Source organism: Nonomuraea sp. NPDC050227 (assembly GCF_044459705.1).
Lineage (GTDB): Bacteria > Actinomycetota > Actinomycetes > Streptosporangiales > Streptosporangiaceae > Nonomuraea.
The window spans coordinates 267802-285339 of record NZ_JBITJF010000008.1 but is presented as its reverse complement, the minus strand read 5'-3'; the positions used below and the strand labels follow the sequence as shown (position 1 = coordinate 285339).

Here is a 17538-nt window from a genome sequence, read left to right as displayed (position 1 = left end):
GGAGGGCAGATGGACGCGCCGATCAGGGTGCTGATCGTGGACGACGACGCGATGGTGCGGGCCGGGCTGTCGATGATCCTCGGCGGGGCCGCGGACATCGAGATCGTGGGCGAGGCGGCCGACGGGGCCGAGGTGCCGCCGCGGGTGGCCGAGCACCGGCCGCACATCGTCCTGATGGACATCCGCATGCCGGGCGTCGACGGGCTCACCGCGACCGAGGCGCTGCGCCGCACCGCCTCGCCGCCCGAGGTCGTGGTGCTGACCACCTTCCACGCCGACGCCCAGGTCGTGCGGGCGCTGCGCGCGGGGGCGGCCGGGTTCCTGCTGAAGGACATCCCGCCCGGCGACCTGGTCGACGCCGTCAGGCGGGTGGCCGCGGGGGAGCCGATCCTGTCGCCGGCGGTGACCCGGCAGCTCATCTCGCACGTGTCCGACGGGGGCGGCCGCGACCGCACCGAGCGGGCGCGGGGGCTGCTCGGCCGGCTGAGCGAGCGGGAGCGCGAGGTCGCGCTGGCCGTGGGGCAGGGCAGGTCGAACGCCGAAATCGGGCGGGAGCTGTTCATGAGCGTGCCCACGGTCAAGGCGCACGTCTCGCGCATCCTGACCAAGCTCGACCTGAACAACCGGGTGCAGATCGCGCTGCTGGTCTACGACGCTAGCGGGTGAGCAGCTCCTCGATGGCGGCCCGGTGGAGCACCAGGTCGTCGGGGTCGTCCGGCATGGGCTGCTCGCCGAAGTGGATCCTGCGCTGCCACACCCGGGCCATGATGACGCCGTGGCGGAGGGCGGCGTACATCTCGTAGAAGTCGAGGTCGCGGGGTTCGTAGCCAGTTATTTCGCAATATTTCTGGCAAACATCGTCGCGGCGCATGAAGTCCGGCATGCCGGGCAGGCCCATCGTCACCGCGAGGTCCTGGAAGAAGCGGTGCAGGAAGATCATCCAGGAGAGGTCCAGCTCGCGCGGGCCCACGGCGGCCATCTCCCAGTCGAGCACCGCCACCGGCGTGAAGTCGCGGTACATCACGTTGCCGATCCTGGCGTCGCCCCAGGTCAGGACGTCGGGGCCGGGGTCGTCCGGCCAGTGTGAGCCGAGCCAGTCGAAGGCCCGCTCCAGCACGGGGATCGGCCGGGCGCCGTGCGCCCACCGGTAGTAGGCGCGCTGGGCCTCGACGTGCGCGCGCAGGCCGTCCGTGCCGCCGGGGGCGAGCGGGCCGAGCACCGCGACGTCCTGCCCGGTGTACGGCGTCTCGTGCAGCGCCGCCACGAGCCCGACGCTCGCCTCCTGCAGCCGCCGCCGGTCGCCGGGGGAGGCGTCGTGCAGCCAGCCCCCGAACGTGTACGGCATGACGTCCGGCGGCACCTCGCCCTCGGCCCGCTCCATGACGAAGAACGGCGTCCCGAGCGGCGCGGGGTCGGGCTCGAACCAGAGCGGTCTCGGCGCTGGGATCCCAGCTTTCTCCCTGGCCAGCCGCATGACCTCGAACTGGGCCCGCAGATCGTAGGAGGGGAACACCGGAACGGCTTCCGCCGCAGGTGCGAGCCTGGCCACGCACCGCCGCGTCCCGGCGGCCCAGGTGGCGGTGAAGAACAGCGTCTCGCTCGACATGCCGTTGCCCGAGGGCCGCGACAGCTCCGACACCGTGGCGTCCCCGCCGACCCGTCCGCGCAGCCAGCGGGACGCCCGCTCGCGCAGTTCCGCCAGGTCACGCGTGGACGTGCGCATCTGTTCCGTCACCGCTCACCTCCAGGCCGCACCGCTGCCCCGGCTCAGTCGTATACCCCCTACCAAGCGCTTGTCTAGGTTCAAGGGACCGTTACGGTCAGGTACGCAAGAGCCGTACCCTTGTCTGAAAGGGCATGTCACGAAGGGACAAGTGGGATGAGTTCAGCGGGTGAAGGCCTGTCTCGCCCGCTTCCCGAGCAGGTGCGCCTCAACGTCGTCGACCTGGCCGCCCAGGTTCTCGGCACGATGCCCGCCGTCTCCGTGCCGCCGCCGCTGCGCGGCATCGCGAAGTTCGACCCGCGCAAGCGCGCCAAGCTGGGCAGCGCGCCGATCGCCGCGCAACTGGAGAACGACAAGAAGTTCCGCGAACTGGTCGCCGAGTCCGTCGCCGCCGGATGGCCCGAGCTGGTCGCCGCGCTGGCCGAGGGCAGTGTGCCGCCCGCCGCCGACCCCGTGCTGGTGGCTGCCGCAGCCTATCTCACCAGGCCCCCCGGCTGGGCGGAGATGATCGAAACCGCCCGCGCCGACCTGGAGCAGTCCGCCGTGGCGGCCGAGGGGTCCGAGCGCGAGGAGGCGGTGACGCGGCTGCGCGAGCAGCTCGCCGCGCAGAAGACCGCCGCCAAGGAGGAGGCCGACCGGCTGCGCGAGCAGATCAAGGCGGCCCGCGCCGAGAACTCCGACCTGCGGCGCAAGCTCCACGACGCCCGCGAGCGGGCCAAGGCCGCCACCCGCAGGGCCGAGGAGATGGAACAGGCCGCCGACGACGCCCGGCACGCCGCCTCCGCCGCCGGCAACGCGGGCGAGGCCGAGCTGCGCCGCCTGCGCGAGCGCCTGGCCGACGTGGAGAGGCAGCTCGAAGCCTCCCGCCGGGCCGCCCGCGAGGGCCGCAGCATCGAGGACGCCCGCATCAGGGTGCTGCTCGACGCCCTTCAGGACGCCTCGGCCGGGCTGCGCAGGGAGCTGGCGCTGCCCACCACGATCAGCAGGCCCGCCGACTCGGTCGCGGCCAGCACCGGCGAGCGTCCGGGGGTGCGCGGGGTGCCCGCGCGGGCCCTGGCCGACGACGACCCGCAGCTCCTCGACCAGCTCCTGGCGCTGCCGCAGGTCCACCTGATCATCGACGGATACAACGTCACGAAGACCGGCTACGGCACGCTCACCCTCGCCGACCAGCGCAACCGGCTGATGACCGGCCTCGGCGGGCTGGTCGCCCAGACCCGGGTCGAGGTGACGGTGGTCTTCGACGGCGCCGAGCTCAACGCGCCGGTGCAGGTGGTGGCGCCGCGCGGGGTGCGGGTGCTGTTCAGCGCGCCGGGGGAGATCGCCGACGACCTGATCCGCCAGCTCGTCCGGGCCGAGCCGCCCGGCCGGGCCATGGCCGTCGTCTCCTCCGACCGCGAGGTCGCCGAGTCCGTACGCCGGATGGGCGCCAGACCGGTTCCGTCCGGTCTGCTGCTGCGCCGGTTGGGCCGCGCATAAGTTACGAATTAGCACTATTGGCGAGACCCAGCCCGCCACTTCTGTACTATTTCGCCCCAGGTGTAATCCCTGGGAGGCGACGCTGTGAGGTTTGGCCGGGTGACGGTGGCCGCGGGTCTCGCGATCGGACTGATGACGGTCCCGATGGGTGCGGCGCTCGCTGATCCCAAGCCCACTCTCAAACAGGCCAAGGCCAAGCTGGAGAAGCTGAACGACAAGGCCGACAAGGTCGTCGACCGGTACAACACGGCGACCGAGAACTACAAGAAGGCCAAGGACGCCTACACCAGGCTCAACGACCGCTACAAGCAGAAGCTGCAGACGGTCGCCGACCTCCGCGCCGAGATCATCAGGGTGGCGGTGGACTCCTACAAGCTGGGCGGGGACGTCACGTCCCTGCCCGGCATGGTCGGCGTCGACGACCCCGAGAACCTGCTGGCCGGGCTGGCCATGGCCGGGCAGCTCTCGCGCGAGCGGCTGGAGAAGCTGGCCGCCTTCGACCGCGAGAACAAGGGGCTCAAGGCCGAGCGCGACAACGCCCAGACCGCGCTGGCCGACGCCGACAAGGAGCGGGACGCCGTCCAGCGGGAGCGGGCCGAGGTGCTGAAGCTGGTCGGCCAGCAGAAGAAGCTCCTGGACAAGCTGGGGGCCTACAACCCGGGCAACCCCAACAGCACCGGCATCAAGTACACCGGTCCCGCCTCGGGCAGCGCGGCGGCCGTCCTGAACTTCGCCTTCGCCCAGGTGGGCAAGCCGTACATCTACGGGGGCACGGGCCCGCGCGGCTACGACTGCTCAGGGCTGACGCAGGCGGCCTGGCGCGCCGCCGGCGTCTCACTGCCGCGTACGACCTGGCAGCAGTGGGCCTGGGGCGCGAGCCGGAAGGTGGACCTCAAGGACCTCCAGCCGGGTGACCTCATCTTCAGCGAGGGGCTCGGGCACGTCAGCATCTACGCGGGCGGCGGCAAGATCGTCCATGCGCCGCAGACGGGCGACGTCGTCAAGGTCGTCCGCCTCGCCGACTACGGCCGCCCGCTCGTCGGAGCCATCCGCCCCTGACTCGGCCCCCGCCCGAAATCTCGGGCGGCTTCGGCGTGCCCGTGATCGCTGCGGCGAACGGGACAAATGGGGCGAAAGTGCCCTGACAATCGGGTGTGTCGGGAAGTGTGAGAAGGGTCACAAACCGGTAACGGAACCCTGAGGTCCAGCAGGGGTTTCACCCTTTACTTGCACCTTTATCTGATCTTTACAGGCCGAGTCTCTCTTTGCCAAATCTTGACCCGTCGGCGTAGTTTCTGGCGTCGCGGTCAGCAAGCCATGCGCACCGCGGATCGACATCGGAACCCCGATGCGGACCAGATAAAAATCCAGCGGTCGCCGCCGATATCCCCGTTCAGGCACAACCATCGGGCGGCGACCTGCCGAGTCCGTGCAGCCAGGAGGCACGGAGCCGGGGACCCACAGATCCCGTCATCCCCCGGGATCAGGGGTGAATCGGCGCGTCTTCGCGCCGTAGGGCGACTTCCAGGCCCGAATCCGTCAGCTAACCCGGTAGGCGTTCGTGGAAGACACAAGGAGAAATCCTGTCTACCTCCCTGCATAACCCCCGTCTGTCCCGTCTTGCCCTGAGGGGCGTCGCACTCACGATGACCGTGACGGCCGGAGGTGCGGTTCTCCATGCCGTGCCGGCCGGGGCGCAGACGGTGAGCGAATCGGCCGCCAGGCTCACCGCGGTGTCCAGCACCGCCAAGGCGGCCACTGCGAAGTCGGCCAAGTCGGCGAAGACCGTCAGGTCTGCCAAGTCGGCCAAGGCCGCGCGGCAGGCGTCGAAGGCCCGCAGGGCCGTCGCCGTCGCCAAGCATCAGGTCGGCGACCCGTACCGGTACGGGGCCACGGGCCCTGGTGCGTTCGACTGCTCCGGACTCGTCCAGTACGCCTGGAAGAAGGCCGGGGTACGACTCCCGCGCGTGACGAACAGCCAGTTCGCCCGCATCAAGCGCAAGGTCTCCTGGCGCAATCTCAAGCCGGGCGACCTGATGTTCTTCAACGGGCTGGGCCACGTCGGCATGTACGTCGGCCACGGCAAGATGGTCCATTCGCCGCGGACCGGCGAACGGGTGCGCATCGACAAACTGGGCGGATGGCGGAAGTCGTCGTTCGTCGGCGCGGTGCGTCCCGGCGCGTGACAACGGGCCCCGCCCGGACCCTCCCCGGTCCGGGCCGGGGCCTGTCGCATGCCCGGCCCCGAGCAGGACCCGGTCCGGCGGAGGGCCCGGCTCCGCGACGGGATCGGTCCGGCGGAGGGCCCGGTCTCGGGAAGGGGCCGGGAGGGGCGTGGGCCTACTAGCATCGGGCCGTGTCCTCGCAGGTGCGTCCGTCCCTTCGCGGTCCGCGGCTGCTCCTCTCGATCCTGCTGCTGTCGACGGCGGTGCTCGTGGTCGCCGACGCGCCGCCCGCCGCCGTCCTGCCCGCCGGGGCGCGCGGGTTGTGGAGCGACGGCGGTCAGGTTGCCCGCGGCGCGCGGTCCGTGGTCGTGGGGCACCGCGCGGAGCCCGGCGTGCTCGCCGATCTGGCCCGCCGCGCGGATCTCGCCGGACGGCGGGTGTCCGCGGTGCTCGGCCGGCCGGTGCGCGCGCTGGTCGTCGTGCCGGACTCCGACGCCGAGGCGGCCGGGCTGGCCGGCACGGGCCCGCTGGACGGGCTGGCCGCGGTTGCCGACGGCGCCAGGGTGATCGTCGTGCCCGGCTCGTTCGCCCGGCTCACCCCCACGGGACGCGACGTCGTCCTCACCCATGAGCTCACCCACGTCGCCGCGGGCACCGACCGGCTGCCCGTCTGGCTCTACGAGGGGTTCGCCGACTACGTGGCCTACCGCGACGCGGGGCTCCCCGTCAGGACGGCCGCCGCCGAACTCGCCGCCGACGTACAGGCCGGCCGGCTGCCGAGCGAGTTGCCCGGACCTGCGGCTTTCGCCCCCACGGCCGCCGATCCCGGACGGCTCGCGCGGGCGTACCAGGAGGCATGGATGGCGTGTCGCTTCCTCGCAGACCGGTTCGGTGACGGGACCCTGGTACGGCTCTACCGTGATGCCCGCGTGGCCGGCGTCGATCAGGCGCTCGCCTCCGTGGGGCTCACCGCCGAGACGCTGGCGGCACGGTGGCGCGAGTACGTACGAGAGCAGCTCGCGTGAAGGGGAGGCAGATGAGCGAGCGGAACGACCCGCCCCGGGAAGGGGACGAGCCCGCCGGAGCGGTCGCCAGAGGGGCCGACGAGCCCGGCACGGCGGTCGCGGCGGCGCACGGCGGCGGTGTGGCCATCAGGGACGACGGCGGAGACCGGCCCGGTGACGGTGCGCCGCCGGAGCCGTCCGGCACCAACGAGCCCCCCGAGTCCCCGGGCCACGCCGACGATCCGGACTATCCGGACGCCCGCCCCGACGCGGACGCCGACCCCGACACCGAGGACCCCCGTCACCCCCGACCCCCCACCCCCGACGACCGCCCCCACGCGACCCACGCCGACGCCCCCGCCGCCGACGCCCAGCCCTGCGCGCAGGCCGCCGATGGCACGGACACCCCCGGCAGGAGCCCCGAGGCCCCCGACGAGCCCCCGGACCACCCCGGCAAGGGCGGCAAAGGTGGAGGCGAGGGCAAGGGCCCTGGCAAGGGCGCGGGCGATCCCGCCACCCCCTTCGCCGAAGGCGTCGAGGCCCGTCCAGGAACCGGCAAGCTGACGGGAACGGCGGAGCACCTGATCGCCCGCGAACGGCAACGCGTGGAATCCCGCTCCAGGCGCGCCGCCGGCGCCGCCCTGGCCCTGGTCGGCGGCGTGATCCTGGCCGTGGTCGCGTTCACCACCCCCTGGCGGGTCCTGGCGGCGGGCGCGCCCGCCGTCGCCCCCGACCCCGCCCGTGACTTCAGCGCCGCCCAGATCGCCAGGGCGCAGGCGTTCGACGCGGCCACCACCCTGCCCGGCTACATCTCGCTCGGCCTCACGGTCCTGTTCGCCGGGCTGCTGGTCCTGACGCCGTTCGCGGCCAAGGTGCTGGGCGTGCTCAGGGGCCCGTGGTGGGTGCGGGTGATCCTCGGCGTGGTGGTGCTCACCGCGATCACCGAAGTGCTGAGGTGGCCGCTCGGCATGTGGTTCGAGACGATCCTGCGCGACTACGGCCTGTCCACCCAGGACTGGGCGGGCTGGGCCGCCGACCGGCTCAAGAACACCGGCGTCGGCGTGCTGCTGACGGCCGTCATGCTGCTCGCCCTCGTGGCGCTGGCCCGCAAGGTGCGCCGCTGGTGGATCCCGGCCGCCGTGGGCGCGTTCGCGCTCACCCTCGGCGTGTCGTACGTCTACCCGGTGGTGTTCGAGCCGCTGTTCAACGACTTCACCTCCATGCCGCAGGGCTCGCTGCGGTCGGAGCTGCTGGCCATGGCCGAGCGGGACGGCGTCCCGGTCGAGGACGTGCTGGTCGCCGACGCCTCGCGGCGCACCACGGCGCTCAACGCGTACGTGTCGGGCTTCGGGGCCACCCGCCGGATCGTCGTCTACGACACGCTGCTCAAGGCGCCGGAGTCGGAGGTCGAGCTGGTGGTCGCGCACGAGCTGGGCCACGCCAAGCACGCCGACGTGCTCGACGGCACGCTGCTCGGCGGCCTGCTGGCCGCCTTCGGGGCGATCGGCCTGTTCCTGCTGGTCGGGCCGCTGCGGCGGCGCACGGGGATCGCCTCGGTGGCCGACCCGCGCGCCATCGGCGTGCTCATGGGGCTGATGACGCTGGCCTCGCTGGTCTCCGACCCGGCCCAGAACCTGATCACGCGGCACGTGGAGGCGCGGGCCGACGTGCACGCCCTCGACCTCACCAGGGATCCGGCCACGTTCGTCGCGATGCAGAAACGCCTCGCCATAACCAACATTTCCGACTTGTCGCCGGATGCGGTGGAATATGTGCTCTATGCCTCCCATCCCTCCAGCCCCGAGCGCAACGCCCTGGCCCGCTCGTGGGCGAGACTGAACGGCGTCCCCGAACCGTGACCGACGTGGTCTTCGTGACGAACGACTTCCCGCCCAGGCCGGGCGGCATCCAGTCGTTCGTGCACGGACTCGCGCTCCGCACGCCGGGTGTGGCCGTCTACGCCCCCGCCTGGCCGGGATGCGAGGAGTTCGACCGGCGTCAGCCGTACCGGGTCGTCCGGCACCCGACGCGGCTGATGCTGCCCACCCCGGCCGTCGCGCGCAGGGCGGCCGGGCTGGTGGCCGAGCACCGCGCCGAGACCGTCGTCTTCGGCGCGGCCGCGCCGCTCGGCCTGCTCGCGCCCCGCCTGCGCGCGGCGGGCGCGCGGCGGGTGGTGATGCTCACCCACGGCCACGAGGCGTCGTGGGCGGGCGCGCCGGGCTTCCGCTCGGTGCTGCGCAGGATCGGCGCGCACGCCGACGTGGTGACCTACCTGGGCGACTACACGCGGCAGCGCCTGGCCGCGGCGATCCCCCCGCACAAGCTCGTCCGCCTGGCGCCCGGCGTCGACGTCGACCAGTTCCACCCGCGGGCCGCCAAGGCGGCGCTGGGCCTCGACGGCCGGCCGGTGGTGGCCTGCGTGTCCCGGCTGGTCCCGCGCAAGGGCCAGGACCAGCTCATCCGGGCCTGGCCCAGGGTGCTGCGCGCGGTGCCGGACGCGGTGCTGCTGCTCGTGGGCGGCGGCCCGTACCGGTCGCGGCTGGAGCGCCTGGCGGGCGGGCACGAGTCGATCAGGTTCACCGGCACGGTCCCCGCCGCGAGCCTGCCCGGCTACTACGCGGCGGCCGACGTCTTCGCGATGCCCTGCCGCACCCGCTGGAACGGCGTGGACGTCGAGGGCCTCGGGATCGTCTTCCTGGAGGCGTCGGCGACCGCCCTGCCGGTGGTCGCGGGCAACTCCGGCGGCGCGCCGGACGCCGTCCGGCCCGGGGAGACGGGCCTGGTCGTGGACGGCGCGGACGTCGCGGACGTCGCCCAGGCCGTCGTCGACCTGCTCTCCGACCCCGCGCGGGCACGCAAGATGGGCGCCCGCGGCCGCGACTGGATCACCCGCGAGTGGACGTGGGAGCAGGTCGCCACCCGCTTCCACGCCCTGCTCCGACCCTCCTGACCTTGGCCAGGTACACCTAGCCCTTGGTCGAGCCCAGCGTGAGCCCGGCGACGAACTGCTTGTGCAGGAGCTGGAAGACGACCAGCGTGGGCAGCGCCACCAGCAGGGACCCGGCCGCCAGCAGGTTGTAGTCGGTGAAGAACTGGCCGCGCAGGTTGTTCAGCGCCGAGGTCACCGGCAGCTTGTCGCCCGAGGACATCAGCACCAGCGCCCACAGGAAGTCGTTGTACATCCAGGTGAACTCCAAGGTGGCCAGCGCCGCCAGCACCGGCCTGCACAGCGGCAGCGTGAGCCGCCAGTAGCGCTTCCACACGCTCGCGCCGTCCACGAGCGCCGCCTCGGTGATCTCCTCCGGGATCGTCCGCATGAAGTTCGCGATGACGAAGACGCAGAAGCCGAACTGGAACGCCACGTGGATGAGGATCAGCCCGAGGTAGGAGTCGTAGAGCGACTGGGAGTCCGACAGCCAGGCGGGCAGCGGCACCAGCGTGTAGAGGGTGTACAGCGGGGTGATGAGCACCTGCGGCGGCATCAGGTTCCCGGCGGTGAACACGATCAGCAGCGCCTTGCGCCCCGGGACGCGCACCCGCGCGACCGCGAACGCCGTGAACGAGGCCAGCAAGAGCGTGACCAGCACCCCGGGGACGACGATGATCAGCGTGTTCAGGTAGTAGCGGGGCAGCTCGGCCCGGCTCCACGCCTCGGCGTAGTAGCCGAGCGTGAGGTGCTCGGGCACCGACAGGTAGCCCAGCCGGGCCGTCTCCGCGTACGGCCGCAGCGAGGCGTAGACCGACAGGGCCAGCGGCAGCACCCAGCCCAGCGCGACCAGCGCGAGGAAGACGTGCAGCAGGACGCGCAGCGGCCGCACGGGCCGGCGCGCGGGCGGCCGCCGGTCCTGGGCCGGGGGAGCGGCGGCGGGCGCGGTGAGCGTCATCGCTCCTCCTTGAACAGCTGCGACAGGTACGTGACGATGAACCCCAGCGAGATCACCAGCAGGATCACGGCGATGGCCGAGCCGAAGCCGATGCGGCCGGCCTCGCCCACGATGTTCTCGGTGACCAGCACCGACAGCAGCTCCAGGCCGTTCCTGCCCTTGTTGACGGCGTAGACGACGTCGAACGCGCGCAGCGCCTCGATCACGGTGATGACCAGCACGATCACGTTGACCGGCCGCAGCGTCGGGAACACCACGCGGAAGAAGGCCTGCGCCTCGGTGGCCCCGTCGATGGCGGCGGCCTCCTTCAGCGCCGGGTCCACGGCCTTGAGCCCGGCCAGGTAGATGATCATGACGTAGCCGACGTGCCGCCATCCGGCCGCGACCATCACGACCCAGATGTTGATCGACCGGTCGCCCAGCCAGTCCACGGTCAGGCCGGTGACCGCGTTCAGCACGCCGTAGTCGGAGGAGTAGACGAGCTGGGCGATGAAGCCCACCACGGCCAGCGACAACACGACCGGCAGGTAGAGCGCGCTCTGGTAGACCCGTGACCAGCGCAGCCGCCGGTCCAGCAGCACCGCGCAGAACAGCCCGAACGGCGTCGCGACCAGCCCCAGGAAGCCCAGCCACAACACGTTGTTGCGCACCGCCGACCAGAACGGCGGGTAGGCGGTGGCCAGGTCGTGGTAGTTGCGCCCGCCCACCCACTCGATCGGCCCGATGCCGTTCCAGTCGGTGCCGGACAGCGCGACGGAGGCCAGCGCGGGCCCCCAGATGAGGCCCACGTTGACGATGACGGCCATCCCCAGCCCGATGACCAGCACGGTCACGTCCCGGGCGGAGTAGCGACGGGTTTTGACGGTCATCAGCGGAAGATGTTGGCCTTCTGCTTCTCGATGCCCGCCAGCAGCGAGTCGATCTCGTTCGGCGCGCCGACGAACGCCTGCAGGGACGGGATCATCACGGTGGAGGCGAAGTCCGGCCGGGTGTCGCGGTCGAGGAACTGCGCCAGGTGGGTGGCCTGGGAGACCAGTTCGGCGCCGCGCTTCTGCAGCGCGCTGTAGCCGCTGGTGTCGGCCTTGGAGCTGGACGCCAGCGTGCCCGGGTCGAGCTTGGTCGCCTCGTTCTGGGACGAGCCCTTGGCCAGGTGCTTGAGCAGGGCCTTGGCGCCGTCCACGTTCCTGGCCTTGGCCGAGATCATGTAGCCGTCGATGGGGGCGTCGATCGAGTCGGTGCCGTGGGCGGGGTCGATCTCGGGGAAGGTGAAGAAGTCGATGTCGTCGCGGTCGGCCTCGGGGAACTGCTGGGCGACGAACATGCCGAGCAGGATCATGCCGGTCTTCTTCTGCGCGAGCGACTGCCCGGCCTCCTGCCAGGTGCGCCCGAGCGCGGCCGGCTGGTGGTACTCCATCAGCCCCCGCCAGGTGTCGAAGACCTGCCTGACCCTGGGGTCGGTCCACGACTCCTTCCCGGCCATGAGCGAGATGTGGAAGTCGTAGCCGTTCGTGCGCATGTTGAGGATGTCGAACGTGCCCATCGCCGGCCAGCCGTCCTTGTCGGCGAACGCGATCGGGACCAGCCCGTCGGCCTTCATCCTCCTGGCCAGGGCGGTGAACTCGTCCAGGGTCCTCGGGGGCTCGTACCCCTTGGCGCGCCACAGGCTCTTGCGGTAGAAGACGGCCCACGGGTAGTAGGTGAACGGCACGAAGTACTGCTTGCCGTCGGTGCCGGTCGACTGGTCCTTGAACGCCTGCGTGTAGTCGCCGCCGATCTCCCGCCACACGTCCGAGATGTCGGTCGCCAGGCCCTGCTCGGCGAAGAAGCGCATCCGGTAGCCGGCGAACCAGGTGAACACGTCGTCGGGCGTGCCCTTGAGATAGCGGTTGATGTTCTCCTGGAACGTGTTGTGGTCGACCGTGTTGACCTTCGGGACGGCCTGGGTGAAGCCTTTGAGCACGGTCTCCAGGGCCTTCTTGGGCACCTCGTCGGAGGCGTTCGAGCCGATCGTGACCGTGCCCGTCCCGCCGCCGGACGACCTGCCGGGCCCGGGGGAGGGGCTGCCGGACCCGCACCCGACGAGGACGGCGGGCACGCCGAACGCGGCGGCTCCGAGGAGTAGACGGCGGCGGGAGATCGGCATGTGTCGGTCCATGGTGGTTCCTCCTTGCCGGACCCTTCAGATTCCCCCGAGTTCGCTCACACCCATTCATCGAAAGACGAAGCTCTACCGCTGTCAACGCACTGTTTCATGACGTTTTCGACGCATTCACCAGGCCGGTGTCATGTCATGATGCGGACGGGATGTGTCGGAACCTGTTGGGATCTGGTGATGCGATGCTCGCCCCGCAGCGTCAGCAGGCGATCCTGGACCTCGTCCGGCAGAACGGCGGCGTCAGGGTCGTGGACCTGGTGCGCACGTTCGGCGTCTCCGACATCACGATCCGGCGCGACCTGGAGCTGCTGGCCGAGCGCGGCCTGCTGGCCAAGGTGCACGGCGGCGCGACCACCATCGGCGCCACGAACGAGCCCGGCTTCGCCGCCAAGTCCGTGCAGCAGGAGGAGGAGAAGCAGGCCATTGCCGGGCACGCCGCCGCGCTCGTCCGCCCCGGCACGGCCGTGGCCCTGTCGGCCGGCACCACGACCTGGACGCTCGCCCACCACCTGGGCCAGGTCCCCGGCCTGACCGTCGTGACGAACTCCGTCCGCGTCGCCGACGTCTTCCAGCACGCCGGCCGTCCCGACCAGACGGTCGTGCTCACCGGCGGCGTGCGCACCCCGTCCGACGCCCTGGTCGGCCCGGTCGCGGTCGCCGCGATCCGCCGGCTCAACGTGGACCTGCTCTTCCTGGGCGTGCACGGCATGACCGCGAGGACGGGCTTCACCACCCCGAACATGATGGAGGCCGAGACCGACCGCGCGCTGGTCGAGGCGGCCTCCCGGCTCGTCGTGCTGGCCGACCACACCAAGTGGGGGACCGTCGGCATCAGCACGATCGCCGAGCTCGGCGAGGCCGACGTGGTCGTCTCCGACACCGGCCTGCCGGAGCCGGCCAGGCAGGCGCTGTCGGAGCGGGCGGGCCGGCTCGTCCTGGCCGAGGCGCGGCCCGTCCCGAGATGAGGCCCGTCACGAGGTAAGGCCCGTCACTGGCTGAGGGGCCGCGCCGCGCCCCCGCTTCCGGACGGCGGCCTCAAGCGACCGCCGCCGACAGCCGGTCGTACTGCTCGTCGGAGAGCTCGACCGACAGCGCCGCCACGTTCTCCTCCAGGTGCCCGATCGAGGAGGTGCCCGGGATCGGGATCACCGTGGGGGAACGGCGCAGCAGCCAGGCCAGCGACGCCTGGGCCGGGGTGACGCCGATCTCGGCCGCCACCGCCGCCAGCGGCGTGCCGGGCCCGGCGTGGGAGCCCGCCGCGATCGGGAAGAACGGCAGGAACGCGATGCCGTGCGCGGCGGCGTGGTCCACGACGTCCTCGTGCTGCCGGGTGGCCAGGTTGTACATGTTCTGCACGGCCGCGATCGGCGTGATCTCCGCCGCCTGGCGCAGCTCCTCGGCGCTCACCTCCGACAGGCCGATGTGCCGGACCTTGCCCTCGTCCCTGAGCTGCTTGAGCGCGCCGATCTGGTCGGCGAGCGGGTAGGCCGGGTCCAGGCGGTGCAGCTGCAGCAGGTCGATGCTCTCCACCCGCAGCCGGCGCAGGCTCAGCTCGGCCTGCTGGCGCAGATAGGCCGGATGGCCGAGCGGCACCCACTCGGCGGGCGAGGGCCGCAGCACGCCGATCTTGGTGGCCACCGCCACGCCGTCCCCGTACGGGTGCAGGGCCTCGGCGATCAGCTCCTCGTTGGCGCCCAGCGCGTAGGAGTCGGCGGTGTCGAAGAGGTTCACGCCCAGCTCGGCCGCCCGGCGCAACACGGCCACGGCGCCCGTGCGGTCCGCCGGCGCCTCCCAGATGGGCGCCTCCATCGCCGAGCGCGCGGGGTCGGGGGCGTCGGCCAGCCGCATCGACCCGTAGCCGATCCGGCGCACCTCCAGGTCTCCGCCAATGGTGAACGTCTGTACAGTTTCGCGAGGAATTTCTCTCATGGACGTCACGCTAGAAGCTCACATCGATGTGAGATGCAAGCGGTGTGAGGAGCATCACGTGAAGATCGGCGCGCTCTCCGCGGAGACCGGGGTCAGCCCCCGGCTGCTGCGCTACTACGAGGAGCAGGGGCTGCTGACCTCGTACCGGGCCGACGGCGGTCACCGGCGCTACGGAACGGACGCGCCCGTCGTGGTCCGGCGCATCCGCACGCTGCTCGCCGCGGGCCTGCCGACCAAAGTGATCAGGGACGTGCTCCCGTGCGCCTCCGGCTCCGGCGAGGTGCTGGACGCGTGCACCCTCGATGCCCTCCGCGGCCGGCTCACCGGCCTGGACGAGCAGCTGGCCGAGCTCCAGGCCACCCGCCAGGCCCTGGCCGCGATCCTGACCGCGACCGAGCGGGCCGGCGACCCGGCCGATGAGCCGGCCGATGATCCGGCCGATGATCCGGCCGGTGAGCTGGTCGGGGCCGCCTGACGGCTAGTGGCCGTAGAGCTCGTCGATCTCCTTGGCGTAGTCGCGCATCACCAGGTTGCGCTTGACCTTCAGCGTGGGCGTCAGGTGGCCGCTCTCCTCGGTGAGGTCGGTGTCGAGGATCGTGAACTTCTTGATCTGCTCGGCCTTCGACACCGTGCCGTTGGCCCGGTCGACGGCCTCCTGCACCTGCGCCAGGATCGCCGGGTCGGTGCGCAGCTCGGCCGCGCTGCGGCCGGCGGGCGTCGCCTCGGGGTCGAGCGTGACCAGCGCGGCGACGAACGGACGGCCCTCGCCGACGATCATGGCCTGGGACACCAGCGGGTGGGCGCGCAGCGCGTCCTCCAGCGGGCCGGGGGCGACGTTCTTGCCCGCGGCCGTCACCAGGATCTCCTTCTTGCGGCCGGTGATGCGCAGGTAGCCGTCGGCGTCGAGCTCGCCGACGTCGCCCGTGTGGTACCAGCCGTCGGCGTCGACCGCCTCGGCGGTGGCGGCGTCGTTCTTCCAGTAGCCGTGGAAGACGTTGCGGCCCTTGGCCAGGATCTCGCCGTCGTCGCCGATGCGGACCGAGACTCCGGGCAGCGGCTTGCCGACCGTGCCGATCTTGTTCCCGCCCGGCATGTTGACCGAGATGGGGGCGGAGGTCTCGGTCAGGCCGTAGCCCTCGAAGACCTCGATGCCGACGCCCCGGAAGAAGTGGCCGAGCCGGTCGCCGAGCGCCGAGCCGCCGGAGACGGCGGCCGACAGCCGGCCGCCGGTGGCCGCCCGCAGCTTGGCGTAGACCAGCCGGTCGAACAGCAGGTGACGCAGCCGCAGGCCGAGCGGCGCGCCGCCGGACGCCTCCGCCTTGCTCCAGGCCACCGCCACGTCGACGGCGCGGGCGAAGATCTTGCCCTTGCCGCCCGCGGCGGCCTTCTGCTCGGCGCCGTTGTAGACCTTCTCGAACACGCGCGGCACGCCCAGCAGGAACGTCGGCTTGAAGTCCTGGAGGTCGGGGGCGACGTTCTTCATGTTCGGGGTGTGCGCCATGATCGCGCCGGCCTCGACCAGCACCACCTGGATCATCCGCGCGAAGATGTGCGCGAGCGGCAGGAACAGCAGCGCCGCCGGGGCGTTCGAGCTGAACAGCCGGTCGAGCGGCCCGCGCAGCACGTTGAGCGCGGTGAACAGCAGGTTGTCGTGGGTGATCCGGCAGCCCTTGGGACGGCCGGTGGTGCCCGAGGTGTAGACGATCGTGGCCAGGTCGGCGGCGACGACCTTCTTCCTGCGCTCCTCCACGGCCGAGTCGGGCACGCCCTCCGCGTCGAGCCGCCCCTCGACCCGCCAGACGGCCTTCAGCTCGGGCGCGGCCTCGCGGACGGTCTCCTCGTGCGCGTCGAGCTCGACGAAGGCCGCCTTGGCCTCGCTGTCGGCCAGGATCCACCGGACCTGCTCCACCGACGAGGTCTCGTAGATGGGGACGGTGACCGCGCCGACGGACCAGAGGGCGTAGTCGACCAGCGTCCACTCGTAACGCGTGCGCGACATCAGCGCGACCCGGTCGCCGTGCTCGATCCCGGCCGCGATGAGCCCCCTGGCCACCTCGACCACCTGGTCGCGGAACTCGCCCGCGGTCACGACGGGCCAGCCGTCGTCGGTCTTGCGGCGCATGATCACGGTGCCGGGCTCCCGCTCGGCCCGGTCGAAGACCGTGTCCGGCAGGCTTGCTGAGGCAGGCACATCGACCAGGACGGGGACGCTGTACTCGCGCACGAACTTTCAACTCCTCTACGGGGACCGCCTGGACGTTACCGCCTTAAGTTACGCGCCGGTAGCATCGTCATGGGAGCGTTATGAAGGGCGTTCATCACGCTAGCAGCCGTCCCACCTAGGATTTCCCCATGAGGGTCCACGTGGTGAGTGACGTGCACGGCAGGGCCGACGCGCTGGCCCGCGCGGGCGAGGGCGCCGACGCGCTGGTGTGCCTGGGCGACCTGATCCTCTTCATCGACTACGACGACCACGCCAACGGCATCTTCGCCGACCTGTTCGGCGCGGAGCGGGCCGCCGAGTTCATCGCCCTGCGCACGGCCAAGCGCTTCGAGGAGGCCAGGGCCATGTCGGCGCGGCTGTGGGCCACCCTCGACGGCGACCCGCGCGAGCACATCGAGCGCAACGTGCGCGCCCAGTACGCCACCCTCTTCGCCGCCATGCCCACCCCCGCCTACCTCACCTACGGCAACGTGGACATTCCCCGCCTGTGGCCCGACTACCTCAAACCGGGCCATCAGGTGCTCGACGGCGAGGTGGTGGAGATCGGCGGCCTGCGCTTCGGCTTCGTCGGCGGCGGTCTCAAGACCCCCTACCGCACCCCGTACGAGATCGGCGACGAGGAGTACGCCGCCAAGGTCGAGGCGATCGGCGAGGTCGACGTGCTGTGCTGCCATATCCCGCCCGCCCTGCCCGAGCTGCTCTACGACGTCGTGGCCAGGCGCTTCGAGCGCGGCAGCGAGGCCACGCTGGCGGCCATCCGGCGCACCCAGCCGCGTTACGCCCTGTTCGGCCACGTCCACCAGCCCCTCCACCGCCGCGCCCGCGTCGGCCGCACCGAGTGCGTGAACGTCGGCCACTTCCGCGGGAAAGGAGAGCCGTTCGTCCTGGAATGGTGAGCCGTTCGTCCTGGAATGGTGAGCCGGGCGGCCGGTGACCGGCGCTCCGCCGCAACGGGCGGATTCTGCATTACGGTGG

At 71.7% G+C, this 17538-nt stretch carries 16 protein-coding genes and 1 riboswitch; of the genes, 10 read left to right on the top strand and 6 right to left on the bottom strand.

The annotated features are described in order from the left end of the window. The first annotated feature begins 9 nt into the window (after positions 1-9). Positions 10-666: a response regulator transcription factor gene (locus tag ACIBK9_RS30330; protein WP_352353303.1), complete on the top strand. Its 657-nt coding sequence runs from the start codon at positions 10-12 to the stop codon at positions 664-666. Here ACIBK9_RS30330 and ACIBK9_RS30325 read toward each other — a convergent pair. Then, complete coding sequence (locus tag ACIBK9_RS30325; RefSeq protein WP_397162230.1) at positions 656-1735, bottom strand: phosphotransferase family protein; 1080 nt, start codon at positions 1733-1735, stop codon at positions 656-658. The two genes, ACIBK9_RS30330 and ACIBK9_RS30325, sit on opposite strands and share 11 nt — an antisense overlap. A 144-nt stretch (positions 1736-1879) precedes the next feature. Between ACIBK9_RS30325 and ACIBK9_RS30320 the strand changes: the two genes are divergently transcribed. The 6 genes from ACIBK9_RS30320 (at position 1880) to ACIBK9_RS30295 (ending at position 9321) form a co-directional block, all read left to right on the top strand. Further along, a complete protein-coding gene (locus ACIBK9_RS30320) occupies positions 1880-3202 on the top strand; it encodes an NYN domain-containing protein (RefSeq protein WP_358294130.1) in 1323 nt (440 codons plus the stop codon). A 132-nt stretch (positions 3203-3334) separates the two neighbouring features. After that, complete coding sequence (locus ACIBK9_RS30315; protein ID WP_397162229.1) at positions 3335-4261, top strand: NlpC/P60 family protein; 927 nt, start codon at positions 3335-3337, stop codon at positions 4259-4261. A gap of 350 nt (positions 4262-4611) precedes the next feature. Next, positions 4612-4775, top strand: a riboswitch (cyclic di-AMP (ydaO/yuaA leader). Between the two features lie 130 nt (positions 4776-4905). Further along, positions 4906-5388, top strand: coding sequence for a C40 family peptidase (locus ACIBK9_RS30310; protein ID WP_397162228.1), 483 nt, complete (start codon positions 4906-4908; stop codon positions 5386-5388). 170 nt (positions 5389-5558) lie between these two features. Further along, on the top strand, positions 5559-6392 hold the full coding sequence (locus ACIBK9_RS30305; RefSeq protein WP_397162227.1) for a hypothetical protein: 834 nt from the start codon (positions 5559-5561) through the stop codon (positions 6390-6392). Positions 6393-6403: 11 nt separating this feature from the next. After that, on the top strand, positions 6404-8230 hold the full coding sequence (locus ACIBK9_RS30300) for a M48 family metallopeptidase (protein ID WP_397162226.1): 1827 nt from the start codon (positions 6404-6406) through the stop codon (positions 8228-8230). Beyond that, positions 8227-9321, top strand: coding sequence for a glycosyltransferase family 4 protein (locus ACIBK9_RS30295; RefSeq protein WP_397162225.1), 1095 nt, complete (start codon positions 8227-8229; stop codon positions 9319-9321). The genes ACIBK9_RS30300 and ACIBK9_RS30295 overlap by 4 nt, the downstream gene beginning before the upstream one ends. Positions 9322-9337: 16 nt before the next feature. Here ACIBK9_RS30295 and ACIBK9_RS30290 read toward each other — a convergent pair whose 3' ends face one another. Genes ACIBK9_RS30290 through ACIBK9_RS30280 form a run of 3 tightly spaced genes read right to left on the bottom strand, consistent with a single transcriptional unit; the run spans position 9338 to position 12410 of the window. After that, positions 9338-10255, bottom strand: a complete 918-nt coding sequence (locus ACIBK9_RS30290) for a carbohydrate ABC transporter permease (protein WP_358294118.1) — start codon at positions 10253-10255, stop codon at positions 9338-9340. Beyond that, entirely contained in the window at positions 10252-11124 is an 873-nt protein-coding gene (locus tag ACIBK9_RS30285) for a sugar ABC transporter permease (protein ID WP_352322927.1), read from the bottom strand. The genes ACIBK9_RS30290 and ACIBK9_RS30285 overlap by 4 nt, the downstream gene beginning before the upstream one ends. Further along, a complete protein-coding gene (locus tag ACIBK9_RS30280) occupies positions 11124-12410 on the bottom strand; it encodes an ABC transporter substrate-binding protein (RefSeq protein WP_397162224.1) in 1287 nt (428 codons plus the stop codon). The genes ACIBK9_RS30285 and ACIBK9_RS30280 overlap by 1 nt, the downstream gene beginning before the upstream one ends. 182 nt (positions 12411-12592) lie before the next feature. On the opposite strand from ACIBK9_RS30280, the gene ACIBK9_RS30275 reads away from it, so the two are divergent. Further along, positions 12593-13375, top strand: coding sequence for a DeoR/GlpR family DNA-binding transcription regulator (locus ACIBK9_RS30275; protein ID WP_397162223.1), 783 nt, complete (start codon positions 12593-12595; stop codon positions 13373-13375). A 70-nt stretch (positions 13376-13445) separates the two neighbouring features. Here the strand turns inward: ACIBK9_RS30275 and ACIBK9_RS30270 are convergent, their stop codons facing one another. After that, positions 13446-14339 carry an aldo/keto reductase gene (locus tag ACIBK9_RS30270; protein WP_397162222.1) on the bottom strand — a complete coding sequence of 298 codons (894 nt, stop codon included), beginning with the start codon at positions 14337-14339 and terminating at the stop codon, positions 13446-13448. Positions 14340-14397: 58 nt separating this feature from the next. Here ACIBK9_RS30270 and ACIBK9_RS30265 point away from each other — a divergent pair, with 58 nt between their 5' ends. Beyond that, complete coding sequence (locus ACIBK9_RS30265) at positions 14398-14814, top strand: MerR family transcriptional regulator (protein WP_397162221.1); 417 nt, start codon at positions 14398-14400, stop codon at positions 14812-14814. A gap of 3 nt (positions 14815-14817) precedes the next feature. On the opposite strand, the gene ACIBK9_RS30260 is transcribed toward ACIBK9_RS30265, so the two are convergent. Beyond that, entirely contained in the window at positions 14818-16563 is a 1746-nt protein-coding gene (locus ACIBK9_RS30260) for an AMP-dependent synthetase/ligase (RefSeq protein ID WP_397162220.1), read from the bottom strand. 128 nt (positions 16564-16691) lie between these two features. Between ACIBK9_RS30260 and ACIBK9_RS30255 the strand changes: the two genes are divergently transcribed. Beyond that, on the top strand, positions 16692-17459 hold the full coding sequence (locus ACIBK9_RS30255; RefSeq protein WP_387666192.1) for a metallophosphoesterase: 768 nt from the start codon (positions 16692-16694) through the stop codon (positions 17457-17459). Positions 17460-17538 lie beyond the last annotated feature (79 nt).

Excerpts from the sequence above, each read along its gene's own strand:
- ACIBK9_RS30330 (WP_352353303.1), top strand. The coding sequence starts at position 10 with ATGGACGCGCCGATCAGGGTGCTGATCGTGGACGACGACGCGATGGTG.
- ACIBK9_RS30320 (WP_358294130.1), top strand. The coding sequence starts at position 1,880 with ATGAGTTCAGCGGGTGAAGGCCTGTCTCGCCCGCTTCCCGAGCAGGTG.
- ACIBK9_RS30315 (WP_397162229.1), top strand. The coding sequence starts at position 3,335 with ATGACGGTCCCGATGGGTGCGGCGCTCGCTGATCCCAAGCCCACTCTC.
- ACIBK9_RS30300 (WP_397162226.1), top strand. The coding sequence starts at position 6,404 with ATGAGCGAGCGGAACGACCCGCCCCGGGAAGGGGACGAGCCCGCCGGA.
- ACIBK9_RS30290 (WP_358294118.1), bottom strand. The coding sequence starts at position 10,255 with ATGACGCTCACCGCGCCCGCCGCCGCTCCCCCGGCCCAGGACCGGCGG.
- ACIBK9_RS30285 (WP_352322927.1), bottom strand. The coding sequence starts at position 11,124 with ATGACCGTCAAAACCCGTCGCTACTCCGCCCGGGACGTGACCGTGCTG.
- ACIBK9_RS30280 (WP_397162224.1), bottom strand. The coding sequence starts at position 12,410 with ATGGACCGACACATGCCGATCTCCCGCCGCCGTCTACTCCTCGGAGCC.
- ACIBK9_RS30275 (WP_397162223.1), top strand. The coding sequence starts at position 12,593 with ATGCTCGCCCCGCAGCGTCAGCAGGCGATCCTGGACCTCGTCCGGCAG.
- ACIBK9_RS30270 (WP_397162222.1), bottom strand. The coding sequence starts at position 14,339 with ATGAGAGAAATTCCTCGCGAAACTGTACAGACGTTCACCATTGGCGGA.
- ACIBK9_RS30255 (WP_387666192.1), top strand. The coding sequence starts at position 16,692 with ATGAGGGTCCACGTGGTGAGTGACGTGCACGGCAGGGCCGACGCGCTG.